This is a genomic window from Leucobacter sp. cx-42, from assembly GCF_014529985.1.
Classification (GTDB): Bacteria; Actinomycetota; Actinomycetes; order Actinomycetales; family Microbacteriaceae; genus Leucobacter.
In genome coordinates this window covers 1-14,007 of the sequence record NZ_JACVMU010000012.1, presented here as the reverse complement: position 1 = coordinate 14,007, position 14,007 = coordinate 1, and the positions used below count along the sequence as shown (strand labels likewise).

Here is a 14,007-nt window from a genome sequence, read left to right as displayed (position 1 = left end):
CCGTCGAAGCTTTCCCGTCAACTTCCTGTCGGCGGGATAAGTCAACAAAGTACGGCGGCTCTCGGGCCACCATTGGAGGACTTCCCGGTGCGATATTTCCTTGCGATCGCGACGCTGGTATTAGCGGGCGTGCTGTTAGTGCTTGGCGTGGGCCAGCGCACCTTCCTAGCCGGGCCTGCTGAGCTCCGGTACCCGATCGCGGAGGAGAGCGACGCTCCGTACTTCGTCGTTGACGCAGATGACATGCAGGACGTTCCTGGCCAGGGCAACGTGGTGCTCACGTCGCCAGATTCCTTCGTTGCGATCGCAAAGACCCGTGACATTGCAGGTTGGATCGCTCCCTTCGAGAGTGATGGCGCGACCTATGATCCCGCGACGAAGACTTTCGTCGTGAAGCCGGGTTCCGGTGCAGTCGCCGATGACACGGGCGCGGATCAGGCAAACGCTGACGCGGCTCCCGCCGAGGGCGATGCAGCGGCGACCGATGCAGCCGAGACCGATGAGTCCATTGCGGCAATGGATCCAGTCAACCCTCGTGGGAGCGATCTGTGGCTCCAGTCTATTGAGGGTCCCGTCGAAGGTGAACAGCAGACCCGACTCCCCATCTCGCTGCAGGCAGATGAATCACTGCTCTTCGCAACCGATGGCGAGGCTCCAGCACCCGAAGACGCCGCACTCGTCTGGGTGCAGGACCGCAACACCCCATGGGCCGGCCCACTTCTCACTGCGGGTGGCGTACTCGCCCTCGTAGGCCTCGTACTTTACTTGCTCGCATTTGACCATGACCGACGTGGCCTTGGCCCGCGTCGAGGTCGCCGTGGCGCTTTCCAGGGCATCCGCAATATGTTCCGAAGTAAGAAGGTCACTCCGATACTTCCTGAGGCTCCCAAGTCTGAAACGCCCGCTGCTGCAGCACCTGCTGCGGTGGAGGGATCCGCCCCTGAGGATGAAGCAGTCGCGCCGTCGTCAGAGGTCCCTGAGGCGACTGAGCCTGATGCTGCGGTGGACGTGGCTGGACCAGCTGAGCCCACACCAACGTCCAATACCGGCAATTCCGACGGAGGCACCAAGAAGATGTCGCGATTCGCGCTGCCCGTCGTTGGTATGGCTGCTGTCCTCGGCCTGAGCGGCTGCTCACCGACGTACTGGCCAAACTTCGATACAGAAGAACCCGCGGTAATTGAAGAAGTTGCCGAGGGCTCTGGCGCGGCACCCGTGCCCGTAACCGACGGTCAGATCGCTGCGATTCTGGACAACGTGGCCGAGGTCACCAAGAAAGCAGACGCTGACCTCGATGCAGAATTGCTCGCACAGCGTTTCACTGGCGATGCGCTCACGCAGCGTACGGCGAACTATACGATCCGGAAGTCGGTGAGCGATTACGCATCGATCCCCGATGTCATCACCTCTGAGTCGCGCGATTACCAGCTTGTGCAGAGCACCGAGGGCTGGCCTCGCACGCTCTTCCTGACCGTTGCTTCGAAGGCACCAGAGGCCGCCGAGGGCGAGGCACAGGCTGAAGCACCCTCGGTTGCAATGCTCCTCACACAGGAATCCCCGCACACCAACTACCTCGTGACTCGTGTGTTCTCGCTGCGCGGCGGTATTACGATGCCGCAGGCAGCGCCAGCTGAGGTGGGTACAGCGCTCCTCGCGAACGATATCTCGACGATTGCTGCGACGCCCGATTCCGTTGGCGAGATGTACGCAAAGTTCCTCGCCACTGGCAAGGACGCGGAGGGTGCAGAACTCTTCGATCTTGAAGACAACCTCCTCCTTGAGAAGTACGGCGCTGCGTGGGTAGCGCAGTCAAAGGAGAAGGCAGACACCGACAAGACTCCGATGAAGTTCTCGGTCACCGCAGCGCAGGGCGATCAGCCCGTCGTTGCGCTCTCAACCGGGCTCGGCGGCGCGCTCGTGGCGACGACCGTACTGGAAGACCAGATCGTTGAATCAGATGGCTTCGCTCCGAAGGCGGCGAACGAGGTCACCGCAATTTCGGGTCTCGAAGGACAGAAGAAGAAGCTTGTGCGCGAGGTTGCACACCAGCTCCTGTTCTACGTCCCGACCAAGGATTCCGGCGAGAAGATTCAGCTCCTCGGCGTAACAAGTGAGCTCGTTGGAGCAAAGGAGTAAGTGAACAGAATGAGTCAGCGTAACCCCATGCCGAGCATTCCCGGTGGCGGCGTCGATCTGAGCCACCTGGCAAATCGTCCGCAGGGTGGCCAGGCTCCCGGCGCACAGGCGTCAGGCGCTGGAGCAGGTGCGCGTGCCGGTGGGCATCAGTCGGCCTCAGCAGTTGACGTCCCGTCGCTCGTTATGGACATCAGTGATTCGACCTTCGAGCAGGCAGCACAGCTGTCCGGCATCGTCCCGGTCGTCATTTCGCTGTGGTCTGAGAACAGCGAGCCAGCGAAAGAGCTGAACCCCGTACTTGAGAAGGTCACCCGTGACCTTGGCGGTCTCATCATGCTCGCGAAGGTTGACGTTGATGCAAACCCGCAGCTGACGCAGGCGTTCGGCCCGCAGGCGATTCCGACGGTCGTTGCGCTCGTCGGTGGCCGTCCCGTGCCGTTGTTCCAGGGTCCGCTCGCCGAGGCGCAGATCCGCGACTTCATGGCACAGCTCCTGCAGCTCGCAGAGCAGCAGGGCGTGACCGGCCGCGTCGCGGCTCCCGACGCAACCGGCGACGGCACTCCGGTGCCGCCGCCCGCAGCACGTGTTCCTGAGGCGCACATTCCTGCAATGGAGGCAGCCGAGCGTGGCGACTACGCTGGGGCGATCGCTGAGTGGCAGGCAGTACTGCAGAAGGCTCCCGCCGACCAGGCTGCAAAGGAGGCGCTCGCGCAGATGAAACTGCTGCTGCGTCTGCAGGGCCAGACCGTCGATGGCGTACGTACGGCCGCTGCCGATCAGCCTGACGATCTCAACGCGCAGATGCTCGTTGCCGATCTCGATCTTTCGGGCGGCCACATCGAGGACGCGTTCCTTCGCCTGCTCGAGCTCTTCGAGAAGAGTGACGATACGAACCGTGCGATTGTTCGTACCCGTCTCCTCGAGCTGTTCGAAGTTGTTGGTCAGGCTGACCCGCGCGTCAACGCGGCTCGTGGCCGCCTTGCATCGCTAATGTTCTAACCTCGATGCTCGATCTGAACGACACGGCGTCCAGCGCCACCGAGGGCGCTTCGGCGTACCTCGATCACGCAAGCACCTCACCGATGCCGGATGAGGTGCTTGCGGCGTACGCCCGCGCGCTCCAAACCGTCGGTAACCCGGCTTCGACCCACAGTCACGGCCAGCGTGCGAGCGAGGCGCTCGAAAGCGCCCGCGAGCGTATTGCGGCCGCGCTCGGTTGCGGCTCGGCAGAGCTCGTGTTTACCGGTGGCGGTACCGAATCAATCAACCTTGCGCTCAAGGGTGGTTTCTGGGCACGCCAGGGCCGATCCGCCCGCCCGGTGATTCTGGTGGCCGATGGCGAGCATCATGCGTCCATCGAGGCGGCCGAGTGGCTGCGCGATGAGCAGGACGCGATCGTGCGCTGGCTGCCGATTGATGCTGAGGGTCGCCTCGCGCCTGAGACGCTCGCTGCCGCAATTGCGGAGGAGAATGCAGGGGGAGCGGATCGTGTCGCACTCATCTCGTTCCTTTGGGCAAACAATGAGGTCGGCACCGTTCAGCCGGTGAAGGAGCTGTGCGCGATTGCAGCGGCCGCTGGTATTCCGGTGCACGTTGACGCTGTGGCAGCCCTCGGTCAGATCCCGGTTTCGCTGCGTGATTCCGGTGCAAACCTCATCAGTGTCTCAGCGCACAAGATCGGCGGCCCCATGGGCGTCGGTGCACTCGTGGTCGATCGTCGTTTGACGGTGAGCCCGCTGTTCCACGGCGGATCCCAGCAGCGCGGCCGCTCCGGCACCCAGGACGTTGCCGGTGCAATCGCGTTTGCCCGCGCCATTGAGCTCTCGCTCGAAGCAGACGGCACCCCGCGCGCCGATCGCATCGCTCGGCTCACGAGCCGCCGCGATCAGCTCATTGCTGGCGTGCGTGCGATCGATCCGACGGCGGTGCTTCGGGGCGCGGATCCGGCAACCGCCAACCGCCTCGCCGGCAGCGCGCACTTCACGTTCCCTGGGTGCCAGGGAGACTCGCTCGTCTTCTTGCTTGACTCGGCGGGCGTCTCTGTCTCCGTCGGATCTGCGTGCCGCGCCGGTGTCGCCGAAGTCTCTCATGTGTTGCTCGCAATGGGCCTGCCAGAGGACGTCGCGGCCGGTGCACTTCGCCTCACGCTGAGCCCTGACACGGCAGTCGCCGAGATTGACGCGTTCCTCGCGGCACTTCCGATCGCGATCAAACGCGCCCGGGTCGCCGGATTTGTCTAAACCTGGGTAACGTTTCCCGGCGAGGTCGCGTAAACTCTTTCGAATGAAGATTTTGGCTGCGATGAGCGGCGGCGTTGACTCAGCGGTTGCTGCAGCTCGCGCTGTCGAGGCCGGGCACGAGGTTGTCGGTGTCCACCTGGCGCTGAGCCGTATGCCGGGCACGCTGCGTACCGGTTCGCGCGGTTGCTGCACGATCGAAGATGCGATGGACGCCCGTCGCGTTGCGAACCTGCTCGACATCCCCTTCTACGTGTGGGACTTCAGCGAGCGGTTCAAGGCCGATGTGGTCGACGACTTCATCGCAGAGTACGCCGCGGGCCGCACCCCGAACCCGTGCATGCGCTGCAACGAGAAGATCAAGTTTGCAGCACTGCTCGATAAGGCAATCGCACTCGGTTTCGACGCCGTTGCCACTGGCCACTACGCCACCCTCGTCGATGGCGAGAACGGTCGCGAACTCCACCGCGCGAGCGCGTGGGCGAAGGACCAGTCGTATGTGCTCGGCGTCCTCACCGAGAACCAGCTCAACCACTGCTACTTCCCGCTCGGAGATACGCCCTCGAAGGCGATGATCCGTGAAGAGGCGGCGGATCGTGGCATCCAGATCGCGCAGAAGCCCGATAGCCACGACATCTGCTTTATTCCCGACGGTGATACGCGTGGGTGGCTTTCGGATCATGTGTCGCGTGAACCAGGTGAGATCCTCGATGAGGCTGGCGAGGTCATTGGTAAGCACGATGGCGCGCACGGCTACACCGTTGGTCAGCGTCGTGGGCTCCAGCTCGGGCGCCCGGCCGATGACGGAAAGCCCCGATACGTGTTGTCGATCCGCCCAATATCCAACCAGGTAGTTGTCGGTTCGAAGGATCGTCTTGCCATTGAGCGGATCACCGGTGGTCGCTACAGCTTTGCAGGCGAGCCCGGCTTCGACCTCTCGGAGCGCTTTGCGTGCGAGGTGCAGATTCGTGCCCACGCTGATCCCGTACCGGCGTTTGCGCGCTTGGAACCGATCCGCGACGAAGATCGGACCGAGCAGCATCGTGCTGAGGCCACCCACGAGCTCGTGGTTGATATCAACCTGCAGCTTGCAGAGCCGCTGTTGGGTGTCGCCCCAGGCCAGACGGCAGTAATTTACGTCGGTTCTCGTGTGCTTGGCCAGTTCACGATTGACCGTGCGCTCGCAGAAGCCCCAGTCGCCGCGTAAGTAACAGGCCAGCCTGCCGCGGTGACACGCGGCAGAATCGCGTGCCACGAGTGCCGATGTCGGTGGCTGAACTTACACTGGAACGGTGACTACAAACACCGACTCCGCAGCAGCACTCCCGCGTGACTTTGATGAGGCGCGCGCAGAGGCCAGCCGTTTGACCGAAGAGATCGAACGGTTCCGTCTGGCGTACCACTCAGACGGTGTGAGTCTGGTGTCTGACGCTGAGTACGACGAGCGGTTCCGCCGGCTCGAAGCTCTCGAACAGGCATTCCCCGAGCTTGGTGGCCAGGACAGCCCGACCCGCGAGGTGGGGGCTGCAGTGGCGTCAGTTGGTTTCCCAGAGCATACGCACGCTGAGCGCATGTTGAGCCTCGACAATGTGTTCTCGCTCGACGAATTCCGCGAGTGGGCTGCGAAGACCCGCGCGGCAGCTGGTCGCAATGTGCGATGGCTGAGCGAGCTCAAGATTGACGGTCTCGCGATTAGCCTCGCGTACCGCAACGGTGTCCTTGAAACTGCGACGACTCGTGGTGACGGGCGAACCGGCGAAGACATTACCGAGAATGTTGACCTGATTCCGGTCATCCCGCGTCAGCTCGCGGGGGCGAACCTGCCTGCGTTCTTCGAAGCACGGGGCGAGGTGTTCCTCAGCGGTGAGGCATTTGCCGAATTGAACGAGCGCCAGCATCGATTGCAGGAAGACTTCGCAGCGACGCAGCGCGCAAAAGGCATTGCTGACGCAGACATCAAGGTGCGCTACCCAGAATTTGCGAACCCTCGAAACACGGCTGCGGGCTCGCTCCGTCAGCGCGCAGACAACAAGAGTGCCGACGAGCTCGTACTGATGCGCGAGCGCCTCGGCAAGTTGTCGTTGTACGTTCATGGCATTGGTGCGTGGGAGCACCCAGGGTTCGTGAACCAGTCAGATGCCTACGCGCTCCTCGCGAGTTGGGGGTTGCCCGTCTCGCCGCACTCCCGCGTATTTGATACTGCCGAAGAAGTTGTCGACTTTATCCGTGAGAGCGGTGAGAACCGTCACGGCTTTGAGCACGAGATCGATGGCATTGTCGTCAAGGTCGATGAGCTCGAGCTCCACGCAGAGCTCGGGGAGACCAGCCGCGCACCGCGGTGGGCAATCGCATACAAGTATCCGCCTGAAGAAGTGCACACCAAGCTGATCGATATTCGTATCGGTGTCGGCCGTACGGGACGTGCAACGCCATACGCGGTCATGGAGCCGGTTCGTGTGGCAGGGTCAACTGTGAGCCAGGCGACCCTGCACAATCAGCAGGTCGTGAAGGCCAAGGGCGTGCTGCTCGGTGACACCGTCGTGCTCCGCAAAGCAGGCGATGTGATTCCTGAGGTGCTCGGTGCGGTTCTTGAACTGCGTGATGGCACCCAGGTCGAGTGGCAGATGCCGAAGAATTGTCCTGAGTGTGGCGCTGAGCTGCGCGCGATGAAGGAGGGCGACATCGATCTGCGTTGCCCGAATGCGCGTGCGTGCCCCGCGCAGGTACGTGGCCGTGTCGAGCACATTGGTACCCGCGGTGCGCTTGACGTCGAGGTGCTCGGTGCGATTACCGCAGCCGCGCTCACGCAGCCTGAGGTTCCTGCGACCCCACCCCTCGAGACTGAGGCGGGCCTGTTCGATCTGACCCTCGATCAGCTGGTCCCCATTGAGGTCATTGTGCGTGATCTCGAGACGGGCGAGGTGACGATCGACGAAGAAACCGGTGAGCCCAAGCGTCGGAAGCCATTCCAAAAGCTCAGTGCGGCAACCTACCCGCCAGGCTGGGAGAACGCGACCCCCGCTGAGCGCCGCAAGGCAGGCATCAAAAAGGATTACCGCGTTGCGGTGAAATCGAAAGACGCTGACAAGCTGCTCGAAGAACTCGAGAAGGCAAAGACCAAGCCGCTCTGGCGTCTTTTGGTCTCATTGAACATCCGTCACGTCGGTCCCGTTGCGGCTCGAGCTCTCGCAGACTGGTTTGGCTCGCTTGACGCGATACGTGCGGCAACGCTTGAAGAGCTCTCGGCGGTTGAAGGCGTCGGTAGCATCATCGCGGAGTCGCTGCAGGCCTGGTTCGAGGTCGACTGGCATCGTGAAATTGTCGAACGTTGGACGGCAGCAGGCGTGCAGTGGTCGACGCCGGGTCATCCTGGTCCCGGTGGTGCAGTTGTCGAAGGCGGTGTCCTTGAGGGCCTGACCGTTGTGGCGACTGGTGCGCTCGACGGCTTTACCCGTGACGGCGCGAAAGAAGCAATCATCCAGGCCGGCGGGAAGGCCGCGTCATCGGTCTCAAAGAAAACGGACTACGTCGCAGCTGGCCCGGGTGCCGGTTCGAAGCTCGGCAAGGCTGAAGAACTCGGTATTCCGGTGCTCGATGCCGAACAGTTCGCAATTCTCGTGACCGAAGGGCCAGCCGGTCTCAACCTGTAAGCGTTGGTTCCAGGCGGGCGGGCTGCTCAGCGTAAGCGTTGTCCCCAGGTTCAGATCTTGGCGCGTGCGGCGATCTTGTTCGCAAACTCAGTTATTTTTCCAACGGGGGAGTGAACCGTGGTTTGCTTACTGACCGGCAGCATTCTTCCGTCTGTTGCTCAGTGAAAGAAAGTGAGCTGATGAACACCTACCAACCCGCGTCCGATGTCGTGCGCACGCCATGGGCCGAACAGGACCCCCTGCTAACGGAGTATTACGACACCGAGTGGGGCATGCCCGTGCGGGACGAACGCGGGTTGTTCGAGCGCATCTCGCTCGAAGGGTTCCAATCGGGGCTCTCGTGGCTGACGGTTCTCCGAAAGCGTGAGGTTATCCGAGCGGCGTTCCACCACTTTGAGATCGAACGCGTCGCTCAAATGAATGACGAAGATATCGAACGCATCCTTGAGATGCCAGGCATGATCCGGAATCGGCTGAAGGTGAAGTCGGTCATTCACAACGCGCAGTTGGTCATGAAGATGTGGCACGACGGTGAAACCCTGAATGAGCTTGTGTGGAATGCGATGCCTGAGGTCTCGCCCGCGCCCGAGACCGAGAACGAGATCCCGGCTTCCTCACCAGAGTCAGTGGTGCTCGCAAAGGCGCTGAAAAAGCGTGGCTTCCGATATGTCGGTCCTGTTACGGTCTATGCACTCATGACCGCAATCGGGGTCGTTGACGGCCACATCGTGAGTTCGCATCGCCGCGGTTGCTCAGGGCTGTGGAATATTGATGGGACTCGCACGCGCGTATAGCGTCGGGCCGCGGCAAGCGATCCGCGGCCCGAAATCGCCGCTACTCTGCGTTCGGCATCGTGAATTCGCCGAGAACCTCGCGCAGCCACGCGAGCGCCGGGTCGCTGTCAGTTTCAGATCGCCACACCATTGACACCGTGAACGCGGGTACCGGTACTGGCACGGGGGAGCAACGCAACCCCTCCGCAGCCGCGAAGGCGCGCGCCGCGTAGTCGGGCAGGGTTGCGATCGCGGGTGAACTTTTCAGTACTGCACCGAGACCTGCAAAGTGCGTAATCGACAGTGGCATGTGACGCAGCGAGGTTGCTGACTCGAGAAGATCATCGATGAAGCCACGCTGCGCGTCGAACGAGACTCGAATGTGAGGTACCTCGGCGAACTCCTTACGGGTGATCGGACCCTTGCGGAGACGCCACGTCGGCGCGTATAGGCAGAGCCAGCTGCCAGCAAACATCGGCTGCACGCGGTGGGCAGCGGATCGATCCAATGGTGTCACGCAAATAGCGACGTCGTTGCCGCCGGTAGCGAGTGCCTCTTCATAGAGACGCGAGTTGGTCTGGTGGACAGCGAAGCGGACTCGCCAGCCCTCGTCAAGCGTGCGGCGCAGCAACCATGGCGCAACGACGGCCTCAATGTCATCTGACATCGCCAGGTGGAATGTGCGCGTCGATGTGCTCGGATCGAACGTGGACTTTGGGTGGAACACCTGGGACAAGCCACCGAGCGCAGAAGAAATCGCGCCTGCAATCTCGATCGCGTGCGGCGTCGGCGTCATTTCACCGCGGCCGCGTTCGAACAGCGGATCACCAAGTGCGGCACGCAAGCGCGCCAGAGCGGCACTCACCGCGCTCTGAGTGAGGTGCAGTTTTTCTGCCGCACGAGTGACGTTCCGCTCCTGCATGAGGGTGTGGAAGACCACGAGCAGGTTGAGATCGACGCCCTTGAGATCAATCACGTTCATACTCCTATCGTAGAGATGATTCAGAGTGATGGCGATCCGCGCACCGCTTGTGAATAATCACCGCTGAATGTCTGCCCCGTCGGATAGGATGGTGTGGTTTGAAACCCGTCCACGCCTGAATGATGGAGCAGCATGTCTGACACCCATGCGGCGAACAACGAGATCACGACCGAGACGGTCGAACATCTTGCTGGTCTCGCCCGGATCGCCCTGACCCCCGAAGAGGTCGCAAGCCTCACGACTGAGCTGGGCTCGATCCTCACGAATATTGCGAAGGTGAGCGAGGTTGCGACTGCGGACGTGACCGCGACGAGCCACCCGATCGCGCTCACGAACGTGACGCGCAAGGACGAAATCGCAGATGTCCTGTCGCGTGAAGACGCGCTGAAGAACGCTCCCGATCAGGCAGACGGCATGTTCCGTGTGACCTCGATCCTCGGTGAAGAGCAGTAGGAGGGGCACCAATGACTGAATTGATTCGACTGACAGCCGCAGAGCTGGGCGCAAAGCTCGCTGCGGGTGAAGTATCGGCAGTTGAGGCTGCGCAGGCGCACCTTGACCGCATCGCAGAGGTTGACGGATCGCTCAACGCGTTCCTCGCAACCGACGCAGAGGCATCGCTTGCTGCTGCGCGCTCGATCGATGAGCGCCGCGCGGCTGGCGAAGCGCTCGGCGAGCTCGCGGGTGTTCCCGTTGCCATCAAGGACATCCTCGTTACGACGGACATGCCCACCACCGCTGGTTCGAAGATCCTCGAGGGATACCAGTCGCCGTTCGACGCAACCTCGGTTGCGCAGGCACGCGCGGCGGGTCTCGTGAACATCGGCAAGACCAACATGGATGAGTTCGCAATGGGCTCGTCGAACGAGACCTCGGCGTACGGCGCAGTCCATAACCCCTGGAACCTCGACCGTATCCCCGGCGGCTCCGGCGGCGGTTCGGCAGCGGCTGTTGCTGCGTTCGAGGCCCCCCTTGCATTCGGCTCGGATACCGGCGGATCGATCCGCCAGCCCGCAGCCTTCACCGGCTCGGTTGGTTTCAAGGGCACCTATGGCAGCGTCAGCCGCTATGGCGCGATCGCCATGGCATCGTCGCTCGACCAGATCGGCAGCTGCGCGCGTACCGTCCTCGATACCGCCCTGCTCCAGGACGTCATCAGTGGCCACGACGCACACGACTCGACCTCGCTCAATCACGAGTGGCCGTCGTTCGCTGCTGCAGCTCGTGAGGGCGCAGCGGGCGCACCCCTGAAGGGTCTCCGCGTTGGTCTCGTCAAGCAGCTCATGCTCGATGGTGCGCAGGCGGGCGCAAAGGCTCGTTTTGAAGAGGCAGTCGCGATGCTCACCGCACAGGGTGCAGAGATCATCGAGATCGACACCCCGCACTTCGAGTACGCAGTGGCTGCGTACTACCTCCTGCACCCCGCAGAGGCGTCGAGTAACCTCGCGAAGTTCGACTCGGTTCGCTACGGTCTCCGCACCGGTCAGGGCACCGTTGAAGACGTCATGAGCGCGACCCGTGCGGCTGGCTTCGGCGCAGAGGTGAAGCGACGCATCATCCTCGGTACCTACGCTCTCTCTGCTGGCTACTACGACGCATACTACGGCAACGCACAGAAGGTACGTACGCTCATCCAGCGCGACTTCGCGCAGGCATTTGAGCAGGTCGACGTCATCGCTTCGCTCACCGCACCCACCACCGCGTGGGAGCTCGGGAAGAAGCAGGACGACCCGATGGCTGCGTACCTCAATGACGCAACCACGATTCCCGCGAACATGGCCGGCATCCCCGGTCTCTCGCTCCCGATCGGTACCGCAGCAGAAGACGGCATGCCCGTTGGCCTGCAGCTCATGGCGCCCGCGTATGAAGACGCGCGCCTGTTCCGCACCGGTGCAGCAATCGAAGCGCTTGTCACTGAGCGCGACGGCACCCCGTTCTGGGCTTCGGCTCCCGCACTCGGAAAGGCGACCGCGTAATGGCAAAGACCAAGCTTATGGATTTCGACAAGGCTCTCGAGCTGTACGAACCGGTCATCGGCCTCGAGGTTCACGTCGAACTCAACACCAAGACGAAGATGTTCTCGTCGGCACCCAACACCTTCGGTGCTGACCCCAACACGAACATCACCCCCGTCTGCCTCGGTCTCCCGGGCTCGCTGCCCGTCGTGAACGAGCAGGCAGTGCGCTACTCGATCAGCCTTGGCCTCGCACTCGGCTGCGAGATCCAGGAAGTATCGGGCTTCGCGCGCAAGAACTACTTCTACCCTGACCTCGCTAAGAACTACCAGATCTCGCAGGCTGATGACCCCATCGCCTACGACGGTGAGGTAGAGATCGAGCTCGAGTCGGGCCGCATCATCCAGGTCCCTATTGAGCGCGCTCACATGGAGGAGGACGCGGGCAAGCTGAACCACGTTGGTGGCTCGACCGGCCGCATCCAGGGTGCTGAGTACTCGCTCGTTGATTACAACCGCGCCGGCGTTCCCCTCGTGGAGATCGTGACCCGTCCGATCTTCGGCGGCGAAGCAGATACCCCCGAGATCGCAGCGGCATACGTGTCGACCATTCGCGACCTCGTGACCGCTCTCGGCATTTCTGACGCTCGCATGGAGCGCGGCAACATTCGCTGTGACGCGAACGTTTCGCTCCGCCCCCGCGGCAACGAAGATGCCGGCATGTCGGTGCTCGGTACGCGTACGGAAACCAAGAACGTGAACTCGCTCCGCTCAATCGAGCGCGCGGTCCGCTTCGAGATCCAGCGTCAGGCGCGCATCCTCAACGAGGGTGGCACCATTACGCAGGAGACCCGCCACTGGCACGAGGACACCGGCGAAACCTCGCCCGGCCGCCCCAAGAGCGACGCTGACGATTACCGGTACTTCCCCGAGCCCGATCTCGCTCCGCTGACCCCGTCACGCGAACTGGTTGAAGAGCTGCGCGCAGCACTTCCCGAGCACCCGACCCTGCGTCGCCGTCGCCTGCGCGACGAGTGGCAGTTCTCGGCACTCGAGTTCCGTGATGTCATCAACGCCGGCCTGATCGACGCGATTGAATCGACCGTTGCTGCAGGCGTTCCCGCACAGGCCGCACGTAAGTGGTGGACCGGCGAGATCGCACGTATCGCCAAGGAGCGCGAGGCAGAGCCCACCGACCTCATCACCCCGGCGCAGATCGCCTCGGTCGTTGAGCTCGTTGAGGCTGGCACACTGAACGATAAGCTCGCTCGCCAGGTCATCGCTGGCCTGATCGACGGCGAGGGCACCGCAGCTGAGATTGTTGAGGCTCGTGGCCTCGCAATCGTTTCGGATGACGGCGCACTCATCGAAGCAATCGACGCAGCGCTCGCGCAGCAGCCCGATGTCCTCGCGAAGATTCGCGACGGCAAGGTGCAGGCAGCCGGCGCAGTTATCGGCGCAGTCATGAAGGCAATGCGCGGCCAGGCAGACGCTGCCCGCGTGCGCGAGCTCGTGCTCGAGCGCGCAGCTGGCTAAAGCATTCGCTGAGGCTTCGGCCAATGAAGTGGGGCGTCCCGGGTTCTCCGGGGCGCCCCACTTTTGCGTGGGCGGGGCGGGTATGGCGGCACGACGCATCCTTGCCCGCACAATTGCTCTGACCCGAGCGTGGCCGCGCGGCCAACGTGCCGAAACAGGGCGATTCTTGCGAGATGGCCCGTTTCTTGCGCAAGAAAGGGTAGTTTTTGTTGGGAACTATCGTTTTCACGATGTTTGCTCGCGCATGCGCCACTGGGCGCTGGATGTGATTGGCGGATCGCCTCAAGCTGTGCCAGCCCGGTGCCTGAGCCGCGGTCTACCCGATTCATTCGTCGCCAAACGCGTTGCGAACCTTGAGCATTTGCCGCCCAGGGCAGCGTTGCCCACGGAAGCTTCCTCTTGCCTGAGTAGATGGTTATTTCAGTCTTCGGCCGGATTTCGGATTGGTCGCTGATCGCTGTTGATTTACGCGGATCTCAATGGCTGCCTAGGGGAGAAGAAGTGACACGCCCGTGTTTTGGTCTGGGTTTGCGCTGGGGTGGGGATCGGCGTAATGTAATCCCTTGTCGCCGCAACGCAGCCGGGCAGCATCGCTGGCCTGGTTGATTTCGTTTGCGGTTAACCGAAACGTTTGGTTTTGGTTGTTGGACTGCTTTTCGGAGGGCCATTGGTTTGGTTGGTACGGGGAGTGTCTGGTCCTTGAGAACTCAATAGTGTGCACTTGATTGTCAAATGCCAA

The 14,007-nt window shown here is 62.4% G+C and carries 10 protein-coding genes; 9 read left to right on the top strand and 1 reads right to left on the bottom strand.

The features are described 5' to 3' along the window. Positions 1 to 87: 87 nt before the first annotated feature. The 6 genes from ICM05_RS11155 to ICM05_RS11130 all read left to right on the top strand — a co-directional run bounded on the left by ICM05_RS11155 (position 88) and on the right by ICM05_RS11130 (position 8,817). Complete coding sequence (locus tag ICM05_RS11155; protein ID WP_188024709.1) at positions 88 to 2,136, top strand: glycosyltransferase; 2,049 nt, start codon at positions 88 to 90, stop codon at positions 2,134 to 2,136. A gap of 9 nt (positions 2,137 to 2,145) precedes the next feature. Then, on the top strand, positions 2,146 to 3,135 hold the full coding sequence (locus tag ICM05_RS11150; protein ID WP_188024708.1) for a tetratricopeptide repeat protein: 990 nt from the start codon (positions 2,146 to 2,148) through the stop codon (positions 3,133 to 3,135). 5 nt (positions 3,136 to 3,140) lie between these two features. Then, positions 3,141 to 4,376 (top strand): cysteine desulfurase family protein, encoded by a 1,236-nt coding sequence (locus tag ICM05_RS11145; RefSeq protein ID WP_188024707.1) that lies wholly within the window; start codon positions 3,141 to 3,143, stop codon positions 4,374 to 4,376. Positions 4,377 to 4,419: 43 nt separating this feature from the next. Further along, positions 4,420 to 5,580 (top strand): tRNA 2-thiouridine(34) synthase MnmA, encoded by a 1,161-nt coding sequence (gene mnmA, locus ICM05_RS11140; RefSeq protein ID WP_188024706.1) that lies wholly within the window; start codon positions 4,420 to 4,422, stop codon positions 5,578 to 5,580. A gap of 85 nt (positions 5,581 to 5,665) precedes the next feature. Further along, on the top strand, positions 5,666 to 8,023 hold the full coding sequence (ligA, locus tag ICM05_RS11135) for an NAD-dependent DNA ligase LigA (RefSeq protein ID WP_188024705.1): 2,358 nt from the start codon (positions 5,666 to 5,668) through the stop codon (positions 8,021 to 8,023). 179 nt (positions 8,024 to 8,202) lie between these two features. Beyond that, a complete protein-coding gene (locus ICM05_RS11130; protein WP_188024704.1) occupies positions 8,203 to 8,817 on the top strand; it encodes a DNA-3-methyladenine glycosylase I in 615 nt (204 codons plus the stop codon). A 40-nt stretch (positions 8,818 to 8,857) separates the two neighbouring features. On the opposite strand, the gene ICM05_RS11125 is transcribed toward ICM05_RS11130, so the two are convergent. Then, positions 8,858 to 9,778: a LysR family transcriptional regulator gene (locus ICM05_RS11125; protein ID WP_188024703.1), complete on the bottom strand. Its 921-nt coding sequence runs from the start codon at positions 9,776 to 9,778 to the stop codon at positions 8,858 to 8,860. Between the two features lie 132 nt (positions 9,779 to 9,910). On the opposite strand from ICM05_RS11125, the gene gatC reads away from it, so the two are divergent. From gatC to gatB, 3 genes are read left to right on the top strand one after another with little or no spacing between them, the layout of a single operon-like run. After that, positions 9,911 to 10,231, top strand: a complete 321-nt coding sequence (gene gatC, locus ICM05_RS11120; protein ID WP_188024702.1) for an Asp-tRNA(Asn)/Glu-tRNA(Gln) amidotransferase subunit GatC — start codon at positions 9,911 to 9,913, stop codon at positions 10,229 to 10,231. 11 nt (positions 10,232 to 10,242) lie between these two features. Then, positions 10,243 to 11,754 carry an Asp-tRNA(Asn)/Glu-tRNA(Gln) amidotransferase subunit GatA gene (gatA, locus tag ICM05_RS11115; RefSeq protein WP_188024701.1) on the top strand — a complete coding sequence of 504 codons (1,512 nt, stop codon included), beginning with the start codon at positions 10,243 to 10,245 and terminating at the stop codon, positions 11,752 to 11,754. After that, positions 11,754 to 13,268: an Asp-tRNA(Asn)/Glu-tRNA(Gln) amidotransferase subunit GatB gene (gene gatB, locus ICM05_RS11110; protein ID WP_188024700.1), complete on the top strand. Its 1,515-nt coding sequence runs from the start codon at positions 11,754 to 11,756 to the stop codon at positions 13,266 to 13,268. The genes gatA and gatB overlap by 1 nt, the downstream gene beginning before the upstream one ends. The last annotated feature ends 739 nt before the right edge of the window (positions 13,269 to 14,007 follow it).